The following is a 23,645-nucleotide window of genomic DNA, read 5'->3' on the forward strand; positions in this document are numbered from 1 at the left end:
ATAAAACCACACTTTATTTGAAAGCGAACGATGTCCGAGCATGTAGAAATTCAAAATAAGCAATATCCAGTAGCCCAGGCAGAAGACGAGGGCATTCATTTGCTCGACGTGTGTGCTGCCTTGGTACGTCAGCGAAAGCTCATCATCATTTTCCCACTGGTGACTGGTGCATTGGCGCTGACAGCCAGCTTGCTGATGACACCGAAGTATGTCAGCACGGCTGTTATCATGCCACCGCAGCAGCAGAGCTCCTCTGTTTCGGCAATGTTGGGGCAACTGGGCGGTTTGGCGAGCGCCGCAGGCAGTATCGCCGGCCTGAAAAATCCCAACGATTTATATGTGGGCATGCTGCAGAGCCGGACAATTGCAGATAACTTGATCGAACGATATAAGTTGAAAGAACGCTTCAACAAAGAATTTCTGGATGATACGCGCGATAAGTTGGCGAATGTGCGCAGCATATCTAACGGTAAAGATGGCTTGATTGGTATTTCTGTCGAAGACAGGGACCCAAAGTTTGCTGCTGATTTGGCGAATGCCTATGTGACAGAGCTGGCTGCGCTGACCAAGAACTTGGCAATCACGGAAGCTGCCAGACGCCGGGTTTTTTTTGAGAAGCAATTGAAGGCTGCCAAAGAGGAGTTAGCGAACGCCGAAGTTGCTATGCGGAAAATGCAAGAAACGACAGGCATGCTTCAATTGGAAGGGCAGGTGAAGGGACTTATTGCCAATGAGGCTCAGCTCCAAGGCACCATCGCAGCCAAAACAGTCCAATTGCAGGCCATGCGCAGTTTTGCGACTGCCAGCAACCCAGAATATATGCGCTTGCAGGAAGAGATGCGCGGGCTGCAGGGGCAGTTGGAAAAGTTGCAAAGTGGACAGGGCCGGAGTGGTGATGTCATGATCCCTAGCGGGAAGCTTCCTGAGGTTGGCGTCGAGTATGTTCGCACATTAAGGGATGTTAAATATTACGAGACCATTTTTGAACTGCTGGCAAAACAGTATGAGCTGGCAAAAATTGATGAGGCCAAGGATTCTTCCATGATCCAGCAACTGGATTTGGCAGTGCCTGCTCAGAAAAAAATCAAACCGAAACCTCTGGTCTTCACTTTGGCCGGCCTGATTGGCGGAGGGGTACTGGCAATCTTCATCGCGATTTTACGGGATGGCTATGTGTCATCTAAGCGCAATGCCAAGAATAATTCTCGATGGGCCGCGGTATCAAACGCTTGGAAAAATAATTAAATAAATGCCATGGCATGATGCCATTTAAACTGAAATAGCCTGGCATTTTAAGAAATTACAAATAAAATATTGATTACTTATGGCAGCTGCATCATTACGTAAATTGTTTTTAAAGAATGCCGTTGCAAATGTAATTGGTGGAATAGGTACGACATTATTCAATTTATTGCTGCCGGCACTTGTCGTTCGCCATTTGGGGAAATTGGAGTTTTCACTTTGGAGCTTATCGCTGCAAATATTGATATATATGCAGCTTTTTGGTTTTGGATTACAAACCGCAATGACAAAATTCATTGCACATGGAAATGAAATATCGGATTTGAATGATCAGCGAAAAACCATAAAAGCTGGCTTGGTGTTGGTGTCATTTTTCAGTTTTTTTGCGGTTTTTGCAGTCGTGCTGCTTGCAATATTTTATCCATTATTTTTCAAGAATATTCCTGAGGACTTGGTTGGTGAGTTTAGAACCTGTATAGCCATACTGGGTATGTCGGCGGCATTTCAGTTATTTGCGTTGGTGCCATCAGGCATGTTTATTGGATTGCATCGAAATATAGTGCCGGTCAGCGGACTGCTGCTGACTAGAATGTCAAGTTTATTCTTTATTTGGCTGGTATTGAGTAATGGTGGAACGCTTCTCGAAATTTCTGTCGTATTGGCATTGTGCGGAGTAATGATATTGCCAATAAGCTATTTCTATGCAAAGAAATTGGGCGGAGAGATTGTAAAAAATTTAGGAGCCATTGATTGGGCCAGGTGCAAGGAATTATTTTATTATTGTTCTAGTTTGGCGGTGTGGAGTGTTGCAATGCTGTTTGTCAATGGCATTGACTTGGTGATAGTCGGACATTATGACTTTGAAAAAGTTGCATCTTATTCACTTGCAATAACCGCAATATCCATTCTGGTGGGTGTAATGCAGGCCGTCCTGGGCCCTTTGGTTGCCATTGGAGCGGCCTCGTTTGCCAAAGCAGACAAGCAAGTACGCTTGCCAAAATTGTTGGCAATATCGAGTGCTGGCTGCGCCATATTTCTTGTTTTTGTAATCGTAATTTTTTTCCTATTTGGAAAAGCTCTTCTGTCGTTATGGATAGATAGAAGCTATGTTGATGATGTCTATGCATTGCTTTCTATAATGTTATTTGCTCATGCGATAAGAAATTTGTTGAGCCCATATTCGCTTTTGCTGCTTTCTATTGCCGAACATAAAAAAGCATTCATGCCAGCTATTATAGAGGGCGTTGTTAATTTGTCCTTCAGTTTGATGCTTGCTCCCTCATATGGCGTCATCGGAGTAGTATATGGGACATTAATTGGTGCAATTGCAGGAGTAGTTAGTGCGCTGATTTTTGTTGTGGATAAAACAAAGATATTGTCTATTTCAAGATTGTATTTCTTTAATAGGATAATATTTTTCCCGGCGGTAACGTTGGGCGTGTTATTTTGGCTTTGCCAAAGTTGAGGGCATTAGTCATGAATTTTATAAAATTAATTATTAAGGCTGTATTGTTTAGGCCGAAAGTTGCAAGTTTGGGTACGGGGAGTTATGTTTATCTTCCCCGTAGATTAATAAATAAAGAATTGATTGAAATTGGTCGGAATTGCCGGATCGGTAAAGGTGTAGTGCTGGAGCCCATAACGATGAATGGCCAACAAAGATTTTCCCCTAAAATATTTTTTGGTAACGATGTTTATGTAGGTCGATACTGTCAAATGTATAGTATTGACTCCATACGCATTGAAGATGGATGTGTACTAAGTGAGTATGTCTATCTATCAGATTCTGCGCATGGGTTTAATCCGGATGCCGGCTTGATCATGCAGCAAGATTTGGAATCGAAAGGCCCTATTCATATTGGAAAAAATACATTCATTGGATATGGCGTCTCGATCATGCCTGGTGTATCGCTTGGCAGAAATTGTATTGTAGGAACGAGATCGGTTGTCACTCGGTCTTTTCCAGATTTTTCGATGATTGCCGGTAGCCCGGCCAAAATAATTAAAAAATACTGCCAAGAAAAAAAAGAATGGATTTCTACTTGATCTTTGCTTTTCCAGTAAGGTGATATGATTTTTAGGTAAAAATTCATTGTTTGTGCTGCTCATCTATACTCGGCGCAGATGAATGTATTGCGTCTATAAATGATTGATGTAAGATTCTTCAGTGCATGATGAAAGATTAAGTAATGCCTCACCGTATTTTTAATTATTTAAAAATGCAAGGGGTGGTTAGAAATATATTTAAAAAATAGTATACGGAAATATTATGAAAATTTTGATTACTGGTGGTGCTGGTTTTATCGGGTCCAACTTGGCATTGCACTTGAAAAGCATAGGGCATGAGGTAACAATTCTGGATATATTATCTCCCCAGATTCATGGCGATAATCCATCTGAAACCTCGCCTTTGTATCGGAGCATCAAGGACACCACTAATTTTGTTTTGGGTTCGGTCACTGATGTCGCTGCCTGGGAGGCTGTTCTTCCCGGTCAGGATGCCATCGTGCACTTGGCAGCTGAGACCGGTACAGGCCAGTCCATGTATGAGATCAAGCGCTATGTCGACGTTAATATCGGCGGCACCGGCATCATGCTGGACTTGCTGGCTAACGGTCAATATCAGGTTAAAAAGGTTGTTGTGGCTTCTTCCCGCTCGATTTATGGCGAAGGAAAATACTATTCGGAAGCCTTGGGAATTATCTATCCCGGTGCCCGTAAAGATATTGATATGCAGGCCGGTCGTTTTGAACCGTTATGTCCAAAAACAGGCAACGTGCTGACCTTGCTTGCCACGGATGAGGATTCGAAAATTCATCCTTCGTCAGTCTATGGTATTACCAAGCAAAACCAGGAACAAATGGTAATGACAGTGTGCGACTCGCTGGGTATTGGCGCCAGTGCATTGCGTTACCAGAACGTATATGGCCCTGGTCAATCGCTGAGCAATCCTTATACAGGCATTTTGTCTATCTTTTCCACGCGCATCAAGAACAATAACGGTATCAATATTTTTGAGGATGGCAAGGAAAGTCGGGATTTTGTTTTTATTGACGATATTGTTGCAGCAACGACAGCAGCACTGACACGAGATGCTGCAAATGGCGAGGTATTTGGCATCGGCGCCGGCGTTGCCACAGATGTCTTGACGGTAGCAAACACACTGGTAAAACATTATGGAAATGAGGTACCTATTAAGGTTACCGGGGCATATCGTTTAGGCGATATTCGCCATAATTATGCTGATCTAAGTAAGGCTGAGCGCCTGCTGGGATTCCGGCCCAAGGTTAGTTTTGATCAAGGCATCAAGAAGTTTACTGATTGGGTCAATATGCAAGAGGTGCAGATTGATACTTATGAGACAAGCATTGAAGAAATGAAGAAACGGGGTTTGTATAAATGAAAGCCCGGGTTGGATTGGTCACAGTTCTATTTAATAGCGAGGATGTTCTTCCTGGCTTTTTCGAAAGTTTGTCGACCCAAAAATTTTCAGATTATTGGCTATTCATACTTGATAACAGTCTCAATGATTTTTCCTATAATAAATCTCAGGAGCTAATTGAACAGTACGGTTTGAAAAATGTTACGCTGATAAAAAATCAAAAAAATGTTGGCGTTGCAGCTGCGAACAATCAAGGAATTAATCTTTCTTTAAAAATGGAATGTGATTATGTCCTTCTTTTAAATAACGATATCGAATTTCATGATGTGGATTTATTTGGTAATCTGGTGCAATTTGCCGATAATTCCAATGAGAAATTAATTGTTCCAAAGATATACTTCTACGATTCACGCAAGATTTGGTGTGCGGGCGGTTCATTTAGTAACTTGAAAGGTACTGTAGTACATCGAGGCGAAGGTGAGGTTGATACCGGTCAATATGATAAAGATGGATATATTGGCTATGCGCCGACGTGTTTTATGCTGATTCATAAGCGGGTTTTCGATGCTATTGGTATCATGGACGAGAAGTACTTTGTATATAGCGACGATGCAGATTTTATTTGGCGGGCCAATAAATTCGGTTTCCGTACCTACTATTGGGCCAAGGGCCTAGTGCTGCACAAGGTAAGCAGTAGTACTGGAGGAGGACTTACTCCTTTCTCTACTTATTATTGTGAACGGAACAGGATTTATTTTATCAGGAAAAATTTTTCTCCTTTTATGAAAATCTTCGCATTGGCTTTTTATATTATTACGCGTCCTTTGAAATGGCGATTTTTTTCAAAGAGATTACGCCCCTCATTTATTTCAGGCGTAGTTGACGGATTTAAGCTGTAAAATCAGGAACTACACTATTTAGGCGGCGAGGGAAATTTGAACTGTATAATTTATTTGATCACCATACTATCAGTATTTCAAGGTATGGTAATTCCCGGTATTGAGTCGCTTGGCATATCACCATTTTTCATCGCTCAAATAGCGGTAGTTCTGTATGCGTTGGTTTATTGGCGCACGCGTGGTTTGATAATACCAAAAGAATGGTATTGGTTCACTTTTTGGTTTACCGCGTTTGTAATATTTTCCGCGATGTCGGCATTTGTTTTTCCATTCGTTTTTCAGGGAATACATGTGTATGTGCCGAAAGGTGGTATCGACGAACAGTATTTATCACCAGGTAAACTGCAAATTTCGTCTTCAAATATAGCGCAGGCAGTTTTTATATTGCTGTACTGGCTGAGCATAATTCTTTTAGTGACGAATAAATCTGAAAATAGAATTAAAATAATTGGACGCGCATATGTTATTTCCGCCATTATTGTTCTATTTTTTTCGTTTTATCAATTGATCAGCATATTGACCGGTATTCCATATCCAGGGGATTATCTGCTGAATAATACCAGTTATGGTATTGCTCAGGATGCTACTTTCGGATTTTTACCACGCATAAATTCGACATTTACCGAGCCTTCTTTTTATGCAATGTTTGTCGGTAGTTTTGCCTCGTGGTTATATATTCGTTTGCTTAATGAAGACAACTCGAAGCGCTTGTGGGCTTGGGGATCTGCACTATGTATTGCGCTTTTAGGTCTATTATTGTCAGCATCTTCAACGGGTTATCTGAGCATGCTTATATTTTTTGCATGCCACAGTGTGGTATCTATATTCTCGAAAAATAAAAGTACACACAACAAACGAATATTTATAATTATTTCTGGTTGTGCATTATTTTTTGCCATATTTTACATGTTTGTGCCAGGCACGGATGTTATTCTAAGCATGATTTTATTTGATAAAGGCGAATCAGAATCATCTTTGCACAGATTCGCAGCGGATGCTTATGCATTTACGGTATTGGAAAATACAGCATACTTTGGCGCCGGACTGGGTAGTAATCGGCCATCAAGCTTTATTACGTTTTTGATCTCAAATGTCGGCATTATAGGCATGTTTTTAATCTTGTTGACCACTTATGTACTGTGGAAAATGGGTGTGCAGGCGAACAATGCTGCCAGACTAAAATCTACGTCCGCGGCTGTGCAGGCATCCGGTTGGGCTCTCTTTACCATGCTCGTTTCCAAGGCTGTCGCAGGGGCGGATCTGAGTTTTCCGCCAATGTGGATACTTATAATTTATTTCATTAGCTGCATAAGCCACGCTCAAGCGGAGAGAAAAAAATATAGGGAAATTAACAATACTTCCAGGGGAATTGTCGCTTGAAAAGAGCGGTCTAATTTTTCGATTATTGAATAATTATATTTTTACGTGAAAAAATAGATAATTAACAAACCTTATGTATAAAAATAATTTTGATCTTCTAAGGTTGATTTTCGCCAGTATGGTAGTGTTTTTTCATATGGGTATTCTTTCGCAGAACCCTAATCTCTACTGGATGACTCAATATATATCTTCATTATTTGCGGTACAGGCGTTCTTTGTTGTTAGTGGTTATCTCGTAACAATGAGTTATGAAAAATCCAGATCAATGAAAGAATATTGGAGGAAGCGAATTTCTAGGCTTGCTCCAGCATACATCTTCGTCGTAGTGTTTGCTGCCGTTATTTTGTCGATTATTTCCGAATATTCTTTTTCTGAATACTTTTCACATAAGGATTTTTGGCGGTATATATTTTATAACCTTATTTTTGCCAATTTTAGCGCTCCATCCTTACCTGGTGTTTTTTTACACCAATTCGAAAGTGCGATCAATGTATCGCTTTGGACAATTAAGATTGAAGTGCTCTTTTACGCTTGTGTTCCATTAATTGTTTTTGGTTGTCGCCGATGGGGATACCAGAGAACTTTAGTGACGATTTTTTTGCTATCGTTGGCTTGGCGAGAATTTTTCTATCTACGTGGTATGGCAACTGATGCTGAGTTTTACTTTAAGATGGCCAAACAGTTGCCAGGCCAGATGGTATTTTTTTGTGGCGGTGCCTGGTGTTATTATAAAACACGCGATGGCTTTCAGCTTTCTTGGAAATGGGCAGCCGCTGGAATAATTTCTTATATTTTTGCCACTGGTTGGTTTTTTGAATTAATTGCTCCGATCGGGGTAACCTTGTTTGTTACATGGGCTGCTCTGAGTTTGCCGCATGTGCTTAACGTTGGCAAACATGGAGATTTTTCATTTGGCATCTATCTTTATCATGCGCCAATTGTCCAGTCACTAATATTTTTTGGATTATTTGCATTTCATCCGTTTATTGCGATAGTGATAGGCGTGTTCCTTGTATTGATGATGGCAATAATTTCGTGGAATTTTATCGAAAAGCCTTTCTTGAGTCATCGGAAAGTGAAACCTATTAATAACAACAGCCTAAGTAAGAAGAAAAATGTCTCAGTTGCCAATTAATTTTTTACTGATAGCTCCTGAATTTTTTGGATATGCTAAAGAAATTCAGCATGGCCTTGCCAAACGTGGGGTAGGCGCCTTGCGTTTTGATGACCGTCCCGCCAGCGACACCATGACAAAAATCCTTAACCGGATTTCACCACTGCTGCAACGTGATAAAGCAGATCGTTATTTCGATTCGATTTTTCAGCAGGCAAAGCAACATCCAATCACTCATGTCCTGGTTATTAAAGGGCAATCTCTTTCCCTCTCGGCAATCCGACGCATGCGTGAAGCGTTGCCGCATGCACATTTCACTCTATATTTTTGGGATAGTTACAAAAATATGTCAAGTGATAGTTATGATAAGGTTGCCTTATTTGACAGGGCATTGTCATTTGATCCTGTTGATGTTGAAAATGATGGGCGGCTTGAATATCGTGCGCTTTTCTACCTGGATGAGTATGCTAAGTTGCCGAAGGTGGATGAGGATATTGATTTTTTCTTTTTCGGAACAATCCACTCAGATCGTTATCAAGTTTTGAAAAAACTGAGTAATCATTTTCCTCGTAACGCGTCTTTTAAGAAAATACTTTATTTTCCGTCGAAATTAATTTATTGGGGACGTCGTTTATTTCAACCATCTTTTTGGATGGCAAAAAAAAGAGAGTTTACATTCGAACCAGTTGGGAAGGCCGATTTGAAATCGCTTCTTGCGCGTAGTAAGGTAATTATAGATATTGAGCGTCCAATTCAGGCTGGATTAACTATGCGTACACTGGAAGCGGTTGGCGCAAAAAAGAAAATTATTACAACAAATTCATTTTCCGCAAAAACGGACATTTATAGGCCAGAAAACATACTGGTAATTGATCGGGATAATATTTTTATCCCGGAAAGTTTTATTATGTCTGAATTCTGTGAGTTGCCTGGATCCATTAATCAAAAATATAGCTTGGATGGTTGGCTGGATGAAATTTTTCCATTTGAAAAATTAGGAACTGCTGTTGCGTGATTTTTAAGTAATTGATCGGTATCGCTGCTACTGCTGCCTGCATACACTTTATTCTGATGAAAATGGAAAAACTTGCTTGTTTAATTGTTGCACGTAATTTGGGTGATGCTGTCATCCAGAGTGCTTTTTTGAGAAAATTGGTAGATAGTCACTACGCAGAAAATTACATTGCCTGGGTACGTCCCCAAGTCGCATTTTTATTTAATGATATTCCTAATTGCAAAATTATTTGTTCTCAATTTCCAGTTGGGACGACTAAAGATTTTGGCTGGAAAAATGCACTCGGATTTTTAAAGGCTGCATGGAAAATTCGCGTATTGAACCCAAGTGTCACCATGGATCTGATTGGCGATTTTCGGGAGCGGTCTTTTGCATGGTTGATCAGTGCATCTAAGCATAAACATATAGGCTGGGCTGAGAATCATCCATTTAATTTGATCATTCGTAATCCTTTTGGGAGAGGTAAGCCTGTCTTTGTAGTGCCGGAGAATTGTGACAATATATATTCTTCTTATGGGCTAATGCTGGATTTCCTATCTTCTGGAAAAGAAAAAAGCATTCTGTCAAAGATAAGGCCCTCTCTGAATGAAAAGTTGAAGATCGGGATGCATCCCTTTGCGTCACAACGCTGTCGCCTATGGCCTGAACAGGATTGGCTCGCATTGGCGCAAGATTTGATACGTGATGGCCATCGCTTGACTGTTTTTGGTGCGGGTGTTGAACGGCAAGCGCTGGAGCGGATATTTGCTCCTGTCCTGTCACAGGTTGAAGTGTACACGCGCTCGCTCTCTGAATTTACCAGCAAGGTGAAGGAGTTGGACTTATTAATAGGCTTGGACAGTTTTGGTATACATATGGGGCAGCGGCAAGGGATACGCACGATATTAATTAATGCCGGTAGTAATCCTGCTGTCTGGACACCTCCCAGCACGCAGTTGATTGCTCGCTCTGGTGGCTGTGTACATTATCCCTGTAATAATGTACCAAAATGTGAGGGAACGTTGGGGGAATTCATCTGTATTCGCTCTGTCAGACCTGACGAGGTCGCGGAAATTGTTAAGGTAGCAACTGACTAAATTATCTTTTTCCAATGATGATGTATTTTGGTGATCTTGCTGGAGGCCGCGCAGAGTGTGCGGCGCTATGGCACACAAGAAATGTTGGCCGAGAAAAGTCCGCGTCGCCCGCCTTGCAGTGCGAGGTTATATTTACCGGAAGACTGCAGGATTTTATCTAAGCTGTCGTGGTATGTCTGCATATTTTCTAGTCAGTTTTTTGGAAATTACTGAGATTTTTAAATTTTAGGTATCGCATATTTTGCGTTCATGAAAGAAATATATGAGTATTGATGTTATTAGAAATTCGCTGCTCGAAGCAAAGGCTGGCCTGGATAATTTGATAAAAAATGAAGGCGTTTTATTAAATATTGATCGCTCAGCGGAAATTATAGCGGACTCATTGCGCAAGAACGGCAAAGCCATTGCATGTGGTAATGGTGGGTCCATGTGTGATGCCATTCATTTCGCGGAGGAGTTATCCGGTCGCTTTCGGAAGGATCGTAAGGCATTGTCTGCACTATCAATCAGTGATCCAGCTCATATTACTTGTGTGGCGAATGATTTTGGCTATGATTTTGTTTTTTCGCGTTTTGTGGAAGCCCATGGAAGGCCAGGCGATTGCCTTATTGCGATTAGTACCAGTGGAACTAGTCGATCGGTCTTGAACGCTGTGAAAAGCGCACAGGAAAATGGCGTTACCGTGATCGGTCTGACGGGGCGCCCTGGCAGCCCTTTGGATGAATTGGCTGATGTCAGTTTATGTACTCCAGCAGGACAATTTGCTGATCGCGTACAGGAATTACATATCAAAATGCTTCATATAATCATTGAATTAGTAGAGAAAAAGCTGGGATTGTCTTGATTAGGCGGAAAGTATATGTTTTCTAAAGATTCAAACCTTGGTCTTGAGTTAGCGCGTGCACGGGTACTTGTGATCGGCGATGTCATGCTGGATCGCTATTGGTCTGGTGCTACCGCTCGTATTTCTCCGGAGGCGCCGGTACCAGTAGTTAATATTAGCAAAGATGACCAGCGTCCGGGGGGGGCCGCCAACGTAGCAGTAAACGTTGCTTCTTTGGGAGCGCAGGTTACTTTGTTAGGTGTTGTTGGGAAAGACGAAGCCGCTGCATTACTAAAGACATCAATGGAGCGCTACGGTGTGCGCGTGGACTTTGTCGAGGCTCCCGCCAGTCCTACAATCACGAAATTACGTGTAGTTTCGCGTAATCAGCAGTTGATCAGGCTGGATTTCGAATCATCGATGCATGCCGAGCATGCCTTTGACCGCGAGGTTTTATATCAGAAGTTCTGTGCAGTACTGAAGTCTGTAGATACGGTCATATTATCGGATTATGGCAAGGGGACACTGGCTTTCATTGCACCGATGATCAAGGAAGCGCGGCGAATGGGGAAACCAGTCATCGTTGATCCGAAAGGAACGGACTATACCCAGTATGCCGGTGCGACTTTGATTACGCCTAACATGGCGGAGTTTGAGGCCGTTGTTGGCGTTTGTTCCGACGAGGCTGAGATGGTCCGGAAAGGAAACAGACTGCGCGAAGAATTGGAACTGGACGCTCTGCTGGTGACCCGTAGTGAACATGGCATGACCTTGTTACAGCCGCAGGCCGAACCTGTACACTTGCCAACAGAGGCGCGTGAGGTTTTTGATGTAACCGGTGCGGGCGATACTGTGATCGCTACACTGGGAGCCGCTTTGGCAAGTGGTAAGGACCTCGTGACGTCGTGCCGGCTAGGTAATATGGCAGCAGGAGTGGTCGTTGGAAAATTTGGCACAGTCCCTATCACATCGATGGAATTGGAACGCGTCCTATATGGAGTGGGAGGGATGGAAACGCCCATTTTATCCGAGGATGCTTTACTGGTGCGTATCAACGAAGCCAAGGCTGGTGGAAAGCGTATCGTGTTTACCAACGGTTGCTTCGATATTCTTCATGTCGGACATACGCGTTATCTTGAGGCTGCAAGGCGCCTTGGAGATTTACTGATTGTGGCAGTAAATTCAGATGAATCTGTCAAAAGATTGAAAGGGAGTACGCGCCCTATCAATGCAGGTACGGACCGGATGCACGTGCTGGGAGCTTTGAAAAGCGTTGATTGGGTTGTCGAGTTTTCTGAAGATACGCCTGATAGATTGATTAAGAAGTTGTTGCCGGATGTCCTGGTGAAGGGGGGCGACTATGAGGTTGAGGAAATTGTCGGTTATGATGCCGTGACAAAAGCGGGGGGGCAGGTAATTGCACTTGACTTTCACGATGGGTATTCAACCTCCAAGATTATCGAGCGCTCAAAAAAGTAGTATGTCTTGACTGTCTTCCGGTCTGATATGAATAAAAAAAGCTGCCGTACACTATTCGTGTATGGCAGCTTTTTTAAATATTAACAGGGCTTGAATAAATTCATTCCTGGCAGAGTTTCAATGCGGTTTGCCATTGTGGCAAATTGCAGAAAGTATCGATCAAGCGCTGTGACGACAGGACGGAGTTTGACGGCCGTTTGGCGGGTACCGGGTAATCTTGCGCCAGTATTGGTTTGAGCTTTGGCTTTTTAACGACGGAAGGATGTGCCATGATTGCCTCAGTAAAGCCAAACCAGCTAGTTTTTCCCTGTGCCGTCAAATGATACAAACCTGAGCGTTCATCCCACCATGTCCGTTGGTCCGCTGCAGCCAAGCTTTGCGCCACGATATGCGCAGTGGTGTCGGCAATGGTGCGGCTCCATGTTGGCGCGCCGTATTGATCGGAAACGATGCCTAGCTCTTCACGTTCTTGCGCCAGGCGGCGCATGGTCAGCAAGAAATTCTTGCCGTGCGTGCTATAGACCCAGCTGGTGCGCAGGATCAGATGAGGGATACCGGCCGCCTGGATGGCTTGTTCGCCAGCCAGTTTGCTGCTGCCGTAGACATTGACCGGGCAGGTCGGATCGGTTTCGACATACGCGCCATCCTTGCTACCATCAAAAACGTAGTCGGTGCTGTAATGGATCATTGCAGCGCCCAGTTTCTTGGCTTCCTCTGCCATGACACCGGGTGCTTCACCATTGATGCGCAAGGCCAGTTCCGGCTCGCTTTCGGCCTTGTCGACCGCTGTATAAGCTGCCGGGTTGACGATCAGGGTCGGCTTGACGCGGCGGATGACATCGCGCACCTGGTCCAGGTCAGCAAGATCCATTTGACTGCGGTCAACGGCGATGATCTCGCCCAAGCCCTGCAGGCTGCGTTCCAGTTCGTAGCCGACCTGGCCGGTTTTTCCTGTGATTAAAATGCGGCTCATGAGGTAGATTGATTCCAGTTGGACAGATTGGTCGATAAGGATCAGGCGAAGACGTCGGCGTTCGCCAGCAGCGTGCCCACTTTGTCTTTACCAGACAGCAGCGGTTCGCCATCCAGAGGCCAGTCGATGCCGATCGCCGGATCATTCCACAGGATGCTGCGCTCAAACTCCGGCGCCCAGTAGTCTGTTGTCTTGTAGAGAAACTCGGCATGGTCGCTAGTCACCACGAAGCCATGCGCAAACCCTTCGGGAACCCACAGTTGGCGCTTATTCGCAGCCGACAGGGTAACGCCGACCCAATGACCGAAAGTTGCGGAGCTTTTGCGCAAATCGACGGCAACGTCGAACACTTCGCCAGCGGTGACGCGCACGAGTTTTCCTTGCGCTTGCTGGATCTGGTAGTGCAGGCCGCGCAACACACCCTTTGCCGACTTGGAATGGTTGTCCTGCACGAAATCGCGCGTGACGCCAGTCAGCTCGGCGAAGCGCTTTTGATTAAAGCTTTCATAGAAAAAACCGCGATCATCGCCAAATACGGTTGGTTCGATGATCAGAACATCAGGTATTGCTGTCGTTTGAATTTGCATGGTATGAAATGAGCCGTTCAGGCTTTAGTATATTTTTTCTTCGAGGAGACGCAGCAGATACTGGCCATAGGCGTTTTTTTTCAATGGCTGCGCCAGTTGCTCCAGCTTGGCTGCATCAATATACCCCTTGCGGTAGGCGATTTCTTCTGGGCAGGCAACTTTCAAGCCTTGGCGATTTTCGATGGTGGCGATGAATTGGCCAGCTTCCAGCAGGGACTCATGCGTGCCGGTGTCGAGCCAGGCCATGCCACGTCCCATCAATTCCACATTGAGTTCACCGCGCTCCAGATAAACCCGATTCACATCGGTGATTTCCAGTTCGCCGCGTGCTGAGGGGGCGATACCTGCGGCAATTCCACACACTTGACTATCGTAGAAGTACAGGCCCGTGACGGCGTAGTTCGATTTTGGCTTGAGTGGTTTTTCCTCGATGCTGACAGCACGGCGCTGGTCATCGAAATCGACCACGCCATAGCGTTCCGGATCGTGCACGTGATAGGCGAACACGGTCGAGCCGCTGGTGCGTGCCGAGGCTTCGCGTAACTGCGATTCAAAGTCGTGACCGTAATAGATGTTGTCGCCCAGAATCAGCGCCGATGGTGCATCGCCGACAAACTCTTTGCCGATGATGAACGCCTGCGCCAGGCCATCCGGGCTGGGCTGAACGGCATAGGTCAGGCTGATACCCCACTGGCTGCCATCGCCCAGTAACTCCTGGAAGCGCGGTGTATCTTGTGGGGTGGAAATGATCAGGATGTCGCGTATGCCGGCCAGCATCAGGGTGGTCAGCGGATAGTAAATCATCGGCTTGTCATACACGGGCAGCAACTGCTTCGATACGGCCATGGTGACGGGATACAGGCGCGTGCCGGAACCGCCGGCCAGGATGATGCCCTTGCGTTCGATGGTTGTCGTCATTATTGCTGCTCCTGGGCCGTGTCGCGTGCAGCGTAGTTTTTCTCTACCCACTTCAGGTAGTCGCCCGACTGGACATCGCGTACCCAGGCCTGGTTGTCCAGGTACCACTGGACGGTCTTGCGGATGCCGGTAGCGAAGGTTTCGGCCGGCTTCCAACCCAGTTCGCGCTCGATCTTGCGCGCATCAATGGCGTAGCGGCGGTCATGGCCTGGGCGATCCTGTACGTAGGTGATTTGTTCGCGATAGCTGCCGGATGCCTTGGGATCGAGCGTATCGAGGATGTCGCACAGGGTGTGCACGACTTCCAGGTTGGCCATTTCATTCCAACCGCCAACGTTATAAACCTCGCCCAGGCGTCCCGCTTCCAGCACGCGGCGGATTGCCGAGCAATGGTCGCCCACGTACAGCCAGTCGCGCACTTGCATGCCATCGCCATAGATAGGCAAGGCTTTGCCGGCACGGGCATTGCTGATGATGAGCGGAATCAGTTTTTCCGGGAAATGGAAGGAGCCATAGTTGTTCGAGCAGTTGGTGGTGAGCACCGGCATGCCGTAGGTATGGAAATAGGCGCGCACCAGATGATCGGATGCCGCTTTCGATGCCGAGTAGGGGCTGTTGGGCGCATATGGCGTTGTTTCCGTGAATGGCGGGTCATTCGGTCCCAGGGTGCCATACACCTCGTCGGTCGAGACGTGCAGGAAGCGGAAGCCGTCCTTGGCTTCGCCTGTCAGGCCAGACCAGTAAGCGCGCGCCGCTTCGAGCAGGCTGAAGGTACCGTTGACGTTGGTCGAAATGAATTCGCCGGGGCTATGGATCGAACGATCGACATGACTCTCTGCGGCAAAATGCACGATGGCGCGTGGCTGGTGTTCTGCCAGCAGGCGGGAGATGTGGGCGGTGTCGCAAATATCGCCGCGTACAAAGATATGCCGGGGGTCTTGCTCCAGGCTGGCCAGATTGCTGAGATTGCCAGCATAGGTCAGTTTGTCAAAATTGATCACGGGCTCATCGTTGAGCGCCAGCCAGTCGCGTACAAAATTGGAACCGATGAAGCCGGCGCCGCCAGTCACTAAAATCATGCTGTTATCCTTTTTCTGGAACATTGCCACAATGCCCCCTCGATAAATTGTCTTGAGCGCGAGGGCAATTAAATATTCTTAAATGCAACTATTATCTTAATAACGTTACTAATATGCGCCATCTTTCTTGAAAATAACTTTAACCGTTTTCAGTAGTATGACAATGTCATTGAACAAAGACCAGTTCTTGACATACCAGGCGTCCAGATAAACGCGCGTATCATAGCTGACGTCGTTCCTGCCGCTGACTTGCCATAGGCCCGTGACCCCGGGTTTCGCTTCCAGGTAATAGTCTACCTGGGGGCCATAACGTTCCAGTTCCGCATCGACAACCGGGCGCGGCCCGACCAGGCTCATTTCGCCTTTCAGCACATTCCATAGCTGCGGCAATTCATCAAGGCTGGTGCGGCGCAGAAAGTGGCCGATCGAGGTGATGCGCGGGTCATTCTTCAGTTTGAAATCACGGTCCCATTCGGCGCGGGCTTCAGGATCGCGCTCGAGTAGCTCCTTGAGCAAGACATCGGCGTTCACGGCCATGGTGCGGAACTTGTAGCAGAGAAAATGCTTGCCATTCTGGCCCACGCGTTTGTGGCCGTAGAAGATGGGACGGCCCGATGCCATGACCTTGGCCGCAATCCACAGCAAAACGGGGGCGCCGACGATCAGCACGCATATCGAGGCCGCCAGATCAAAGCAGCGCTTAATCAGTTGCAAGCCTGGCCGCGCCAGGTTGTTGCGCATGGTCAGCAGCAGCACTTCATGTGCAAAGAAATGGTTCACCTCCATACCGTACAGGGGCAAGCCGCGTACGGCAGGTACCACTTGCATATTGGCAACGCAACGGCTGACTTGCTGGATCATGCCCTGATAGGCATCGATGCCGCCTTGCTCCAGGGCGACAACCGTATGCGGGTTGCCCAGCAGCTTGAGCGTTTGCTCCGGGTTCTCGCCCAGCGAAATGAAGGGCACCGCTTGCTTGCTGCGGTTTACATAATGATGTTCCAGGCGGTCTTGGCCTTCCGGTATCAGGAACGCAATCAGGCGATAGCCCATCAAGGCTTCTTCATCGAAGGCGCGCGCGGTTTGCAAGGCATTCTCACCCCATCCGATGATGACCATGGGGCGTATCCAGCCGCCGGCTTTCATCAGCAGGTATTTGACCATGCCGCGCAGCAGCAAGACACAGCATGGCACCAGCAGCCAGGTGGCCAACAGTGCCTCGCGCGAAGAGTCGCGCTTGTCGAGGAAGACCAGGGCCGCATCAATCAGGCCCATAACCATGGCAATCTTCAGTAGTTCCTTGATTTCATTCGAGTACGGACGGCGTTTGGCATGATGGCCCTTCAGCTTGAAGATCGCCAGGGTTACCACGGAGAGCAGGGTGTAACTGAGCAGGCGCGAGCTATCCAGTCCGAAGCTGTTCAAGTGGCTGGCATCGAGCGTCCACTTGCCAGCAAACCAGAATGCCATGAACATGGCAACGGCATCGGCAAAGGTGAGAAAATATTTTTCTGCCCTACTGCTGCAATACCATTTTACTTCTTGTATAAAGATGCCTTCGATTGGTTTCATGATGACTTGCTAAACCTTATAAACTTCAGTGTGAATTCTTGCGGTGCCGCATGTGTGGGGATGACGTATCTGCTCGGTCAAGCGCGCCCGTAGCGGTCTTCAACGCGGACAATATCGTCTTCCCAAGGTAGCTACCCGATTGAATTTCAATCAATCCCAGCGGTAGCCTGCCCGGGTTGGCCAGAGAATGGACGACGCCGAGCGGGATATAGGTGGACTGGTTTTCGGTCAGCAAATATTCCTTGTCGCCATTGGTGATCTGGACCGTGCCCGCGACCACGATCCAGGCGCTGCAGCGTTTGTTGCAGCATGCTGCCTTGAGTGGACAAGCGCAGAAACTGCTTTGGGAACACCTCGCGTGAAAGCGGCCATAAGCGTGTGCCGGAACCTCCGCAAAGAATCACTGGTACGAGGGGAGTAGTCATTTATGCATCAATGTAAATATAATATTGGACGGTGTCGAATAATTGGTCAGTTGGCATATCTTGAGGCTCATCCGGCTTGCCGTACTCTTATGTAGGGAGGTGGACATACGTGCTGGAAAAAAAGTCAATATTGTAAGCAGGGGCAGTATTTTAATAAATTACAAGAATCTTTGTATTTTCTCTCGACTCTATTGGGCACGCACTTTCGTTCGTCTTGTATTGTAGTTTGCCGCCCCTGTATTCTTACTAGCGCACAACGTTTTCAAGCAAAAAAGCAACAAACACGCATATGGCCGTCATGCTGAGGAGCAACACTGCACCTGCAGCGCAGTCCTTGGCAATCTTGATGCTGGGATGTAGGGATGGGTGGAGATGATCAATCAGATGCTCCAGTGCGGTGTTGAACAATTCCGCAGCCAGGACCAGGCCGCAATTGAGCAATAGCAGGGCCCACCACATCAAGGGCGGTTGGTACCAACAGAGTACGGCGAGCACCATCAGGGCAGCCAGACACTGCAGGCGGAAGCTCGATTCCATGCGGAAGGCCGCGCCTATGCCTTGTAGGGCAAATCCCATGCGCTTGAAGAAGGGCTGGTTCTTCATGGCAACTGAAGCAATGGCGCGGGATATTTGACTGACATAAAGGCGGATCTCTCAATGAATAGATGAGGATCGCAGGCATGACCATACGATATGACATCATTCGTCCACAGCAGAAAGACTGGTGCCAATCTTTTTGATGTTTGATAAAAAGTAAAAAAGCCCGTTTTCAAATGAAAAGGGCTTTTATTGCAATAGTTGACATATTTGAGTATGTCAACTATTGCGGTACCAGGCCTTCACCTTTCGGCTCTACATCAAGCTGCAGGATGGGCCTACCTGTCGCTGCCTGGGCAGCCAGGTATTAATGGTGGGTTGGGGTGGTGTGCGCGGTGGTCGAATCCGAGCTTGCTGCACCGGCCACAACGGCAACTGCTGCGCCGATTGCGATCATGGTGCTGACGCTCAGGCCAGCAACGGTGGTGCCTGCAGCGGCGCCAGCTGCTGGTGCTGCTGCTGCTGGTGCAGGAGCCGGTGTCGATTGAGCCATTGCTTGCGCGGAAGCGAAGCACAGGATTGCAGAAGCGATCAGAATTTTCTTCATGAGATACCCTTTTAGGTTGAACAGCGGAAATGCTAGACTGTCACATGATTGTAACAACATTTTTCATGGCAGTCTGCGCAGTACAGTCTGCGGTGCCGAGAATTCACTGTATTTTAGACCAATATTAAAGCTTTTTTTCCTCTTAGTTCTCATGGCGTTGTTCTGCGTAAACAGAATCGATGCTTTTTGTGCATGGATGCCCTGGCTAACTGGGGTATTGACTTGTTGCTTCAAAAGTTGCCAAGTCCTTGCCATGCGGCGTAAAATTGTTGCGCTGTACACAATTCTACCGCCTTCCTCGCGTACTACCTCTAGGTCATGGTTGTGGTTATAACGCGATCCACAATTCGCACCAAGTTGCCTTGACGCCACACTCCCCATCATTTTTCGAACAAAGAAGCTGCTCAGTTGGGCAATCAAGAGGATGATTTCGTTCGGACGTGGCGGGGGGCCGGCAAGAGCAAGCAGCTGCTGCAGATTTCATCAGCGAATAAGAGCAAGCAGAGCGTAGCCCGGAAGAGTCGCTGACGAGGCGTGTCTAGTAACAATGTTTACAAAACAGTAGTGGACGGAAGGATGTTTGATCAAGAAGTGTGCCTGTCTCTCACTTACATGCGAAGGGGCCGCTTGCTTGCCGTCTGGAATCTCGGCCGTGTGGCCGCATCCCCATATATGTGATGGCAATCTGACCCATAGCCACGCCGTTCGTGTGAAATGCTGCATTTTTCTATGTACGTCGGCAGAAGTGATTGTTTTGATGTGTACCTGCCAGTCTGGCAGCTATGCCGGACTTATGATGCTGCAACGGGAACGGGGCGCGCAGGAGGCTAGGCAAGTAGTGGCCATATCTCTACTAGTTCTGCAGGAAAAGCAGATATGTTGTTCAACCTATATAATATTGCGCGCTATCGCAATAAATTCTTGTGAGATAACTAAATTTATGAAGATTTTTATTGTTTTCTTCTCCGCTTTAATATTGACGGCATGTGGTGGTGGCGGAGCAGGCAACCCTGCCCCCATCGCTCCTATTACGCCGATAGTAAATGTGCCATTGGAAGAGATGAAAATTTTGATCATCGGACAATCGATATCGTCGAATTGCAACGAATATGTTTATGGTGCTGTCGATAACGTATTTCAAATAGGTAAAGATGGATCACTGAAGGCTGCACGCGATCCGTTTGAATGGGCAGATTGCGGCAAGGGGGCGATGTGGATGCCTCTTGGAAAAAAATTGATTGAAGCAGGTATTGCTCGAAAGGTGGTATTTATGCCAATCGGGGTGGCTGGAAGTAGGGTGGAAGACTGGCAGGTAGGTGGTGCCGCGTTTGGCAAGTTAACAAATGCCATTACTTTAATGCAAGCACAAGGGTTAAGTTTTGACTTTGCATTTTGGCATCAAGGCTCATCAAACGCCGGTACGGACAAGACCGTATATGCCGAGCGTCTGCGCTCGGTATTGGACTACGTAAACAGTAAAGTAAAAATCAAGCGCTGGCTGATTGCTGTTCATTCTCGTTGCTCTGGCACATATGATAGCGGTATTGAGTCTGCCCAAATTTTAGTTGGTAATGCTCCACAACTGAATCGCTATCCAGGACCTAATACTAATTTATTAGGTAATGAATATAGATATGATACTTGCCATTTGAACCAGAAGGGGCAGGAGAAAATGGCATCGATGTGGCTTGAATCAGTAAGTGCTGTTCCTAGATAGAAGATTGGATTTAAAATGAATTCGAAGTTCAGATATTCCTTGGAGAATTTTCGGGGTGTCGCAATTATTTTTGTAATGTTTTCTCATATCGCTTCGATTCAGCAGATGGGGAGGTTTGGGGATTTCTATTATTATATTTTCGCTGATGCGACAAATTGGTTTGTTTTCATTTCTGGATATTTATTTTATTATCTTGAGGTAAATAAATTCAATTATATGAATTATTTGTCAAAGAAGGCTATGTATGTTGTATTGCCATATTTGATTCTATCGATTCTTCCAATAGCATTCTGGATATACTCTTCGCAACACATACTCTACGGTTTGACACCGATAAAATTTGTGCTTTGGTCATTGCTCTCGGGAGGTATTGCCGTCGCTCCTATGTGGTTTATACCCATGATTGTACTTTTCTTCCTGATGACACCAATTTTTAGAATTTTATCAAAGACGAAACTTATCTACGTTCTTACTGCCTGCGCTTTGATTTTTTCCATGTTTTCCTCGCGAACAACACACAATACCAATCCGTTTCTGTCTTTTTTGCATTTTCTTGGGGTTTACTTATTGGGTATCATTGCTGCAAAAGATGCCTTTGTTATTGATGGATGGAAAAATTCAACCAAGGGAAAAATTATTGCAATTTCTTTGGTTGTTTTTGTGGTGTTGGGTATTTTGTTTCCTGGATTTAAAAGTTTGCCACCAAGTTTCTTTAGCGGTCTTGGAACCTTTAACTATATTATGGCGGGTAAGCTGGCGTTGCTGATCGCAATTTTCCTTCTCTTTGAGCGTTTCATGGAGCATAAAAATAATACTCTTGGATATTTTGCTAAGATAAGCTTCGGGTTGTTCTTCATCCACGGAATCATGGAAGCCATATTTCGCAGAGGAGCAAGAGATATTGATTTTGGTAACCAGGTTTTGAGATTTTTCGCTGAAGTTGGTGTTGTTGTTGTTGTTTCTATAGCCGTCGTTTTTGTGCTCAAGAAGATATTAAAAAAATGGAGTCGCTATGTTATCGGTTGCTAAGTCATTTACTGCGGCACTCTTGATGCTTTGCTCAACATTCACGCATGCTCGCGATATGTATATACTCGCAGTCCAGGAAAATGCTTCTGCAGTGTGTGAGGGGAAATATTTTAACGAGGTTGAGGGGATATATGAAATCGATGAAGGCGGGAACGAGATTCCCGCCGGAATGAAATCTGCCAAAGCTACTTGTGAAAATATGGGAAATATTCTTCCATTGGGAGAAGAAATACTTAAAACGGGTATGGTAAATCGGGTTGTTTTTATGCTGGTCAATGCGACAGGATCAGATGAAAATTTAATGGATGACGAGGCGTCTAAAAAATTAAAGTCTGCGATTGATTTGGCAAATTCTAAAAAAATAAAATTCGATTTTGCTTTATGGCAAGGAGCGTTGATGGAAAATAATCCGAACGCCAATTACAGCCGTGAAGTTCAGGGCACAGTTAAATCGATAAGCCTGAGTGCAAAAGTGGAGAAATGGGTTATTGGGCTGAGTGCCCATTGTCATCGAGCCGCTGGTGATCCTACAATCTCCATACGGCAAGAACCTTTAATTAATCGTTTCCCTGGTCCTGACATTGGTACGCTTGCCGGAGAGTATCGTACGGATCAATGCAGCGTCAATGATCTTGGGCAAAAAGAAATGGCAAAACTTTGGTACGCAGCGATGAAAAAAGCTGACATTGATAGCGAAAAATATCAGAGGGAATCCTTACTCTATTATTTCAAGTGATATCTTGTTGATTTAACTATGTACCGGTATTTTTTTGCATCTCATTATATGCAGAGTACTGTCAATGGGAAAAATTGTAAGGGAACTGCGATCTGGATCGCAGTTCGGCGAAAATGCCCATTTCATTTCCCCTCATCGCCACGGACCGCAACGTTGCCAACCGGGGTGAAAGCCGCGTAAAATGCAGGCTTCGCGGGTGTAGCTCAATGGTAGAGCAGAAGCTTCCCAAGCTTACGACGAGGGTTCGATTCCCTTCACCCGCTCCATTTTTCGCTGGCGCCTGGCTTGATGCGGCGCGGCCACTTATTTCTCCATTCCCATGTCTTCTGATACCCCAGCAAACGGCCCGGCGCGGCCGATGATGTACGATCCGACCGAACACCGCATCCGCAGTTTCGTGACCCGCGCGGGACGGCTGTCTGTCGCGCAGGCGCGCGCGCTCGAGACTCTGGGGCCGCAGTTCCTCGTGCCTTTCGCCAAAGAACCGATGGACTTCGAGCAGGTGTTTGGCCGTAAGGCGCCCGTGATCCTGGAAATCGGTTTTGGCATGGGCGCGACGACCGCGCATATCGCCAAAGCCATGCCGGAGAAGGATTTCATCGGTGTTGAAGTGCATACGCCCGGTGTCGGCAGCCTGTTGAAGCTGATCGGCGAAGAATCGCTGACGAATCTGCGCCTGCTGCAGCACGATGCGGTGGAAGTGCTGACGCACATGATTCCGGCCAATTCGCTGGCCGGTATCCACGTTTTCTTCCCTGATCCATGGCACAAGGCGCGCCACAACAAGCGCCGCCTGATCCAGTCTCCATTCGTCAAGCAATTGACCGATCGCCTGGCGCCGGGCGGCTATCTGCATTGCGCCACCGATTGGGAAGATTACGCGGTGCAAATGCTGGAAGTGCTGGGCGCCGAGCCGCAGTTGCACAATAGCGCCGACGGCTATGCGCCGCAACCGGCGTATCGTCCCCTGACCAAGTTTGAAAACCGTGGCTTGAAGCTGGGCCATGGCGTGTGGGATCTGGTGTTCATCAAGAAATAACCTGGCGGTTTGCCCA

At 46.5% G+C, this 23,645-nt stretch carries 23 protein-coding genes, 1 tRNA gene and 2 pseudogenes; 16 read left to right on the forward strand and 10 right to left on the reverse strand.

Features of this window, described 5'->3' with window-relative positions; all coding sequences use genetic code 11:
* Positions 1 to 30: 30 nt before the first annotated feature.
* From BLT98_RS09915 to hldE, 11 genes are all read left to right on the forward strand, one after another.
* Positions 31 to 1,245, forward strand: coding sequence for a GumC family protein (locus tag BLT98_RS09915; protein WP_070254705.1), 1,215 nt, complete (start codon positions 31 to 33; stop codon positions 1,243 to 1,245).
* 79 nt (positions 1,246 to 1,324) lie between these two features.
* Positions 1,325 to 2,707 (forward strand): MATE family efflux transporter, encoded by a 1,383-nt coding sequence (locus tag BLT98_RS28725; RefSeq protein WP_139179184.1) that lies wholly within the window; start codon positions 1,325 to 1,327, stop codon positions 2,705 to 2,707.
* Positions 2,708 to 2,718: 11 nt separating this feature from the next.
* A complete protein-coding gene (locus BLT98_RS09920) occupies positions 2,719 to 3,288 on the forward strand; it encodes an acyltransferase (protein ID WP_081345533.1) in 570 nt (189 codons plus the stop codon).
* Between the two features lie 223 nt (positions 3,289 to 3,511).
* A complete protein-coding gene (locus tag BLT98_RS09925) occupies positions 3,512 to 4,645 on the forward strand; it encodes an NAD-dependent epimerase/dehydratase family protein (protein WP_070254703.1) in 1,134 nt (377 codons plus the stop codon).
* A complete protein-coding gene (locus tag BLT98_RS09930) occupies positions 4,642 to 5,523 on the forward strand; it encodes a glycosyltransferase family 2 protein (RefSeq protein WP_092607324.1) in 882 nt (293 codons plus the stop codon). The genes BLT98_RS09925 and BLT98_RS09930 overlap by 4 nt, the downstream gene beginning before the upstream one ends.
* 54 nt (positions 5,524 to 5,577) lie before the next feature.
* Complete coding sequence (locus BLT98_RS28730; protein WP_139179187.1) at positions 5,578 to 6,903, forward strand: hypothetical protein; 1,326 nt, start codon at positions 5,578 to 5,580, stop codon at positions 6,901 to 6,903.
* Positions 6,904 to 6,976: 73 nt separating this feature from the next.
* A complete protein-coding gene (locus BLT98_RS09935; RefSeq protein ID WP_071653650.1) occupies positions 6,977 to 8,038 on the forward strand; it encodes an acyltransferase family protein in 1,062 nt (353 codons plus the stop codon).
* On the forward strand, positions 8,019 to 9,032 hold the full coding sequence (locus tag BLT98_RS28735; protein WP_139144112.1) for a WaaS/CpsH family glycosyltransferase: 1,014 nt from the start codon (positions 8,019 to 8,021) through the stop codon (positions 9,030 to 9,032). Before BLT98_RS09935 ends, BLT98_RS28735 begins: the two co-directional genes overlap by 20 nt.
* Before the next feature lie 62 nt (positions 9,033 to 9,094).
* Complete coding sequence (locus BLT98_RS09940; RefSeq protein WP_170846351.1) at positions 9,095 to 10,108, forward strand: glycosyltransferase family 9 protein; 1,014 nt, start codon at positions 9,095 to 9,097, stop codon at positions 10,106 to 10,108.
* A 262-nt stretch (positions 10,109 to 10,370) separates the two neighbouring features.
* The gene (locus tag BLT98_RS09945) at positions 10,371 to 10,952 is read left to right on the forward strand and encodes an SIS domain-containing protein (protein WP_092607330.1); all 582 of its coding nucleotides are present in this window, start codon (positions 10,371 to 10,373) and stop codon (positions 10,950 to 10,952) included.
* A 15-nt stretch (positions 10,953 to 10,967) separates the two neighbouring features.
* On the forward strand, positions 10,968 to 12,410 hold the full coding sequence (gene hldE, locus BLT98_RS09950) for a bifunctional D-glycero-beta-D-manno-heptose-7-phosphate kinase/D-glycero-beta-D-manno-heptose 1-phosphate adenylyltransferase HldE (protein WP_092607333.1): 1,443 nt from the start codon (positions 10,968 to 10,970) through the stop codon (positions 12,408 to 12,410).
* 100 nt (positions 12,411 to 12,510) lie between these two features.
* Here the strand turns inward: hldE and rfbD are convergent, their stop codons facing one another.
* The 10 genes and pseudogenes from rfbD to BLT98_RS28740 form a co-directional block, all read right to left on the reverse strand.
* A complete protein-coding gene (rfbD, locus tag BLT98_RS09955; RefSeq protein ID WP_092607336.1) occupies positions 12,511 to 13,383 on the reverse strand; it encodes a dTDP-4-dehydrorhamnose reductase in 873 nt (290 codons plus the stop codon).
* Positions 13,384 to 13,424: 41 nt separating this feature from the next.
* Complete coding sequence (gene rfbC, locus BLT98_RS09960) at positions 13,425 to 13,970, reverse strand: dTDP-4-dehydrorhamnose 3,5-epimerase (RefSeq protein WP_034745785.1); 546 nt, start codon at positions 13,968 to 13,970, stop codon at positions 13,425 to 13,427.
* Positions 13,971 to 13,994: 24 nt separating this feature from the next.
* Positions 13,995 to 14,888: a glucose-1-phosphate thymidylyltransferase RfbA gene (gene rfbA / locus BLT98_RS09965; RefSeq protein WP_092607339.1), complete on the reverse strand. Its 894-nt coding sequence runs from the start codon at positions 14,886 to 14,888 to the stop codon at positions 13,995 to 13,997.
* The gene (gene rfbB / locus BLT98_RS09970) at positions 14,888 to 15,967 is read right to left on the reverse strand and encodes a dTDP-glucose 4,6-dehydratase (protein ID WP_092608590.1); all 1,080 of its coding nucleotides are present in this window, start codon (positions 15,965 to 15,967) and stop codon (positions 14,888 to 14,890) included. The genes rfbA and rfbB overlap by 1 nt, the downstream gene beginning before the upstream one ends.
* Before the next feature lie 108 nt (positions 15,968 to 16,075).
* The gene (wbaP, locus tag BLT98_RS09975; RefSeq protein WP_092607343.1) at positions 16,076 to 17,539 is read right to left on the reverse strand and encodes an undecaprenyl-phosphate galactose phosphotransferase WbaP; all 1,464 of its coding nucleotides are present in this window, start codon (positions 17,537 to 17,539) and stop codon (positions 16,076 to 16,078) included.
* A gap of 77 nt (positions 17,540 to 17,616) precedes the next feature.
* Positions 17,617 to 17,825: pseudogene (locus BLT98_RS09980) on the reverse strand (cupin domain-containing protein); the annotation flags it as partial.
* A gap of 55 nt (positions 17,826 to 17,880) precedes the next feature.
* A pseudogene (locus tag BLT98_RS29485) lies at positions 17,881 to 17,964 on the reverse strand (sugar phosphate nucleotidyltransferase); the annotation flags it as partial.
* A gap of 246 nt (positions 17,965 to 18,210) precedes the next feature.
* Entirely contained in the window at positions 18,211 to 18,567 is a 357-nt protein-coding gene (locus BLT98_RS09990; protein WP_070254697.1) for a diacylglycerol kinase, read from the reverse strand.
* Between the two features lie 301 nt (positions 18,568 to 18,868).
* On the reverse strand, positions 18,869 to 19,108 hold the full coding sequence (locus BLT98_RS29160) for a hypothetical protein (protein ID WP_170846353.1): 240 nt from the start codon (positions 19,106 to 19,108) through the stop codon (positions 18,869 to 18,871).
* A 63-nt stretch (positions 19,109 to 19,171) separates the two neighbouring features.
* Positions 19,172 to 19,528, reverse strand: coding sequence for a hypothetical protein (locus BLT98_RS28740; RefSeq protein WP_139179193.1), 357 nt, complete (start codon positions 19,526 to 19,528; stop codon positions 19,172 to 19,174).
* A gap of 232 nt (positions 19,529 to 19,760) precedes the next feature.
* Here BLT98_RS28740 and BLT98_RS09995 point away from each other — a divergent pair, with 232 nt between their 5' ends.
* From BLT98_RS09995 to trmB, 5 genes are all read left to right on the forward strand, one after another.
* Positions 19,761 to 20,825, forward strand: coding sequence for a sialate O-acetylesterase (locus BLT98_RS09995; protein WP_139179196.1), 1,065 nt, complete (start codon positions 19,761 to 19,763; stop codon positions 20,823 to 20,825).
* 15 nt (positions 20,826 to 20,840) lie between these two features.
* Entirely contained in the window at positions 20,841 to 21,854 is a 1,014-nt protein-coding gene (locus BLT98_RS10000) for an acyltransferase family protein (RefSeq protein WP_092607349.1), read from the forward strand.
* Positions 21,838 to 22,590: a hypothetical protein gene (locus tag BLT98_RS28745; protein WP_139179199.1), complete on the forward strand. Its 753-nt coding sequence runs from the start codon at positions 21,838 to 21,840 to the stop codon at positions 22,588 to 22,590. The genes BLT98_RS10000 and BLT98_RS28745 overlap by 17 nt, the downstream gene beginning before the upstream one ends.
* Positions 22,591 to 22,782: 192 nt before the next feature.
* Positions 22,783 to 22,856, forward strand: a tRNA-Gly gene (locus BLT98_RS10005).
* Positions 22,857 to 22,948: 92 nt separating this feature from the next.
* Positions 22,949 to 23,629: a tRNA (guanosine(46)-N7)-methyltransferase TrmB gene (trmB, locus tag BLT98_RS10010; protein ID WP_070254694.1), complete on the forward strand. Its 681-nt coding sequence runs from the start codon at positions 22,949 to 22,951 to the stop codon at positions 23,627 to 23,629.
* Positions 23,630 to 23,645: the final 16 nt, after the last annotated feature.

The organism is Janthinobacterium sp. YR213 (genome assembly GCF_900099875.1).
Taxonomy (GTDB): Bacteria; Pseudomonadota; Gammaproteobacteria; order Burkholderiales; family Burkholderiaceae_D; genus Janthinobacterium; species Janthinobacterium lividum.

What these genes read in the sequence shown, in the direction of transcription:
- BLT98_RS09915 (WP_070254705.1), top strand. Translation starts at nt 31, where the DNA reads ATGTCCGAGCATGTAGAAATTCAAAATAAGCAATATCCAGTAGCCCAG.
- BLT98_RS28725 (WP_139179184.1), top strand. Translation starts at nt 1,325, where the DNA reads ATGGCAGCTGCATCATTACGTAAATTGTTTTTAAAGAATGCCGTTGCA.
- BLT98_RS09920 (WP_081345533.1), top strand. Translation starts at nt 2,719, where the DNA reads ATGAATTTTATAAAATTAATTATTAAGGCTGTATTGTTTAGGCCGAAA.
- BLT98_RS09925 (WP_070254703.1), top strand. Translation starts at nt 3,512, where the DNA reads ATGAAAATTTTGATTACTGGTGGTGCTGGTTTTATCGGGTCCAACTTG.
- BLT98_RS09930 (WP_092607324.1), top strand. Translation starts at nt 4,642, where the DNA reads ATGAAAGCCCGGGTTGGATTGGTCACAGTTCTATTTAATAGCGAGGAT.
- BLT98_RS09935 (WP_071653650.1), top strand. Translation starts at nt 6,977, where the DNA reads ATGTATAAAAATAATTTTGATCTTCTAAGGTTGATTTTCGCCAGTATG.
- BLT98_RS28735 (WP_139144112.1), top strand. Translation starts at nt 8,019, where the DNA reads ATGTCTCAGTTGCCAATTAATTTTTTACTGATAGCTCCTGAATTTTTT.
- BLT98_RS09940 (WP_170846351.1), top strand. Translation starts at nt 9,095, where the DNA reads ATGGAAAAACTTGCTTGTTTAATTGTTGCACGTAATTTGGGTGATGCT.
- BLT98_RS09945 (WP_092607330.1), top strand. Translation starts at nt 10,371, where the DNA reads ATGAGTATTGATGTTATTAGAAATTCGCTGCTCGAAGCAAAGGCTGGC.
- hldE (WP_092607333.1), top strand. Translation starts at nt 10,968, where the DNA reads ATGTTTTCTAAAGATTCAAACCTTGGTCTTGAGTTAGCGCGTGCACGG.
- rfbD (WP_092607336.1), bottom strand. Translation starts at nt 13,383, where the DNA reads ATGAGCCGCATTTTAATCACAGGAAAAACCGGCCAGGTCGGCTACGAA.
- rfbC (WP_034745785.1), bottom strand. Translation starts at nt 13,970, where the DNA reads ATGCAAATTCAAACGACAGCAATACCTGATGTTCTGATCATCGAACCA.
- rfbA (WP_092607339.1), bottom strand. Translation starts at nt 14,888, where the DNA reads ATGACGACAACCATCGAACGCAAGGGCATCATCCTGGCCGGCGGTTCC.
- rfbB (WP_092608590.1), bottom strand. Translation starts at nt 15,967, where the DNA reads ATGATTTTAGTGACTGGCGGCGCCGGCTTCATCGGTTCCAATTTTGTA.
- wbaP (WP_092607343.1), bottom strand. Translation starts at nt 17,539, where the DNA reads ATGAAACCAATCGAAGGCATCTTTATACAAGAAGTAAAATGGTATTGC.
- BLT98_RS09990 (WP_070254697.1), bottom strand. Translation starts at nt 18,567, where the DNA reads ATGAAGAACCAGCCCTTCTTCAAGCGCATGGGATTTGCCCTACAAGGC.
- BLT98_RS29160 (WP_170846353.1), bottom strand. Translation starts at nt 19,108, where the DNA reads ATGAAGAAAATTCTGATCGCTTCTGCAATCCTGTGCTTCGCTTCCGCG.
- BLT98_RS10000 (WP_092607349.1), top strand. Translation starts at nt 20,841, where the DNA reads ATGAATTCGAAGTTCAGATATTCCTTGGAGAATTTTCGGGGTGTCGCA.
- BLT98_RS28745 (WP_139179199.1), top strand. Translation starts at nt 21,838, where the DNA reads ATGTTATCGGTTGCTAAGTCATTTACTGCGGCACTCTTGATGCTTTGC.
- trmB (WP_070254694.1), top strand. Translation starts at nt 22,949, where the DNA reads ATGATGTACGATCCGACCGAACACCGCATCCGCAGTTTCGTGACCCGC.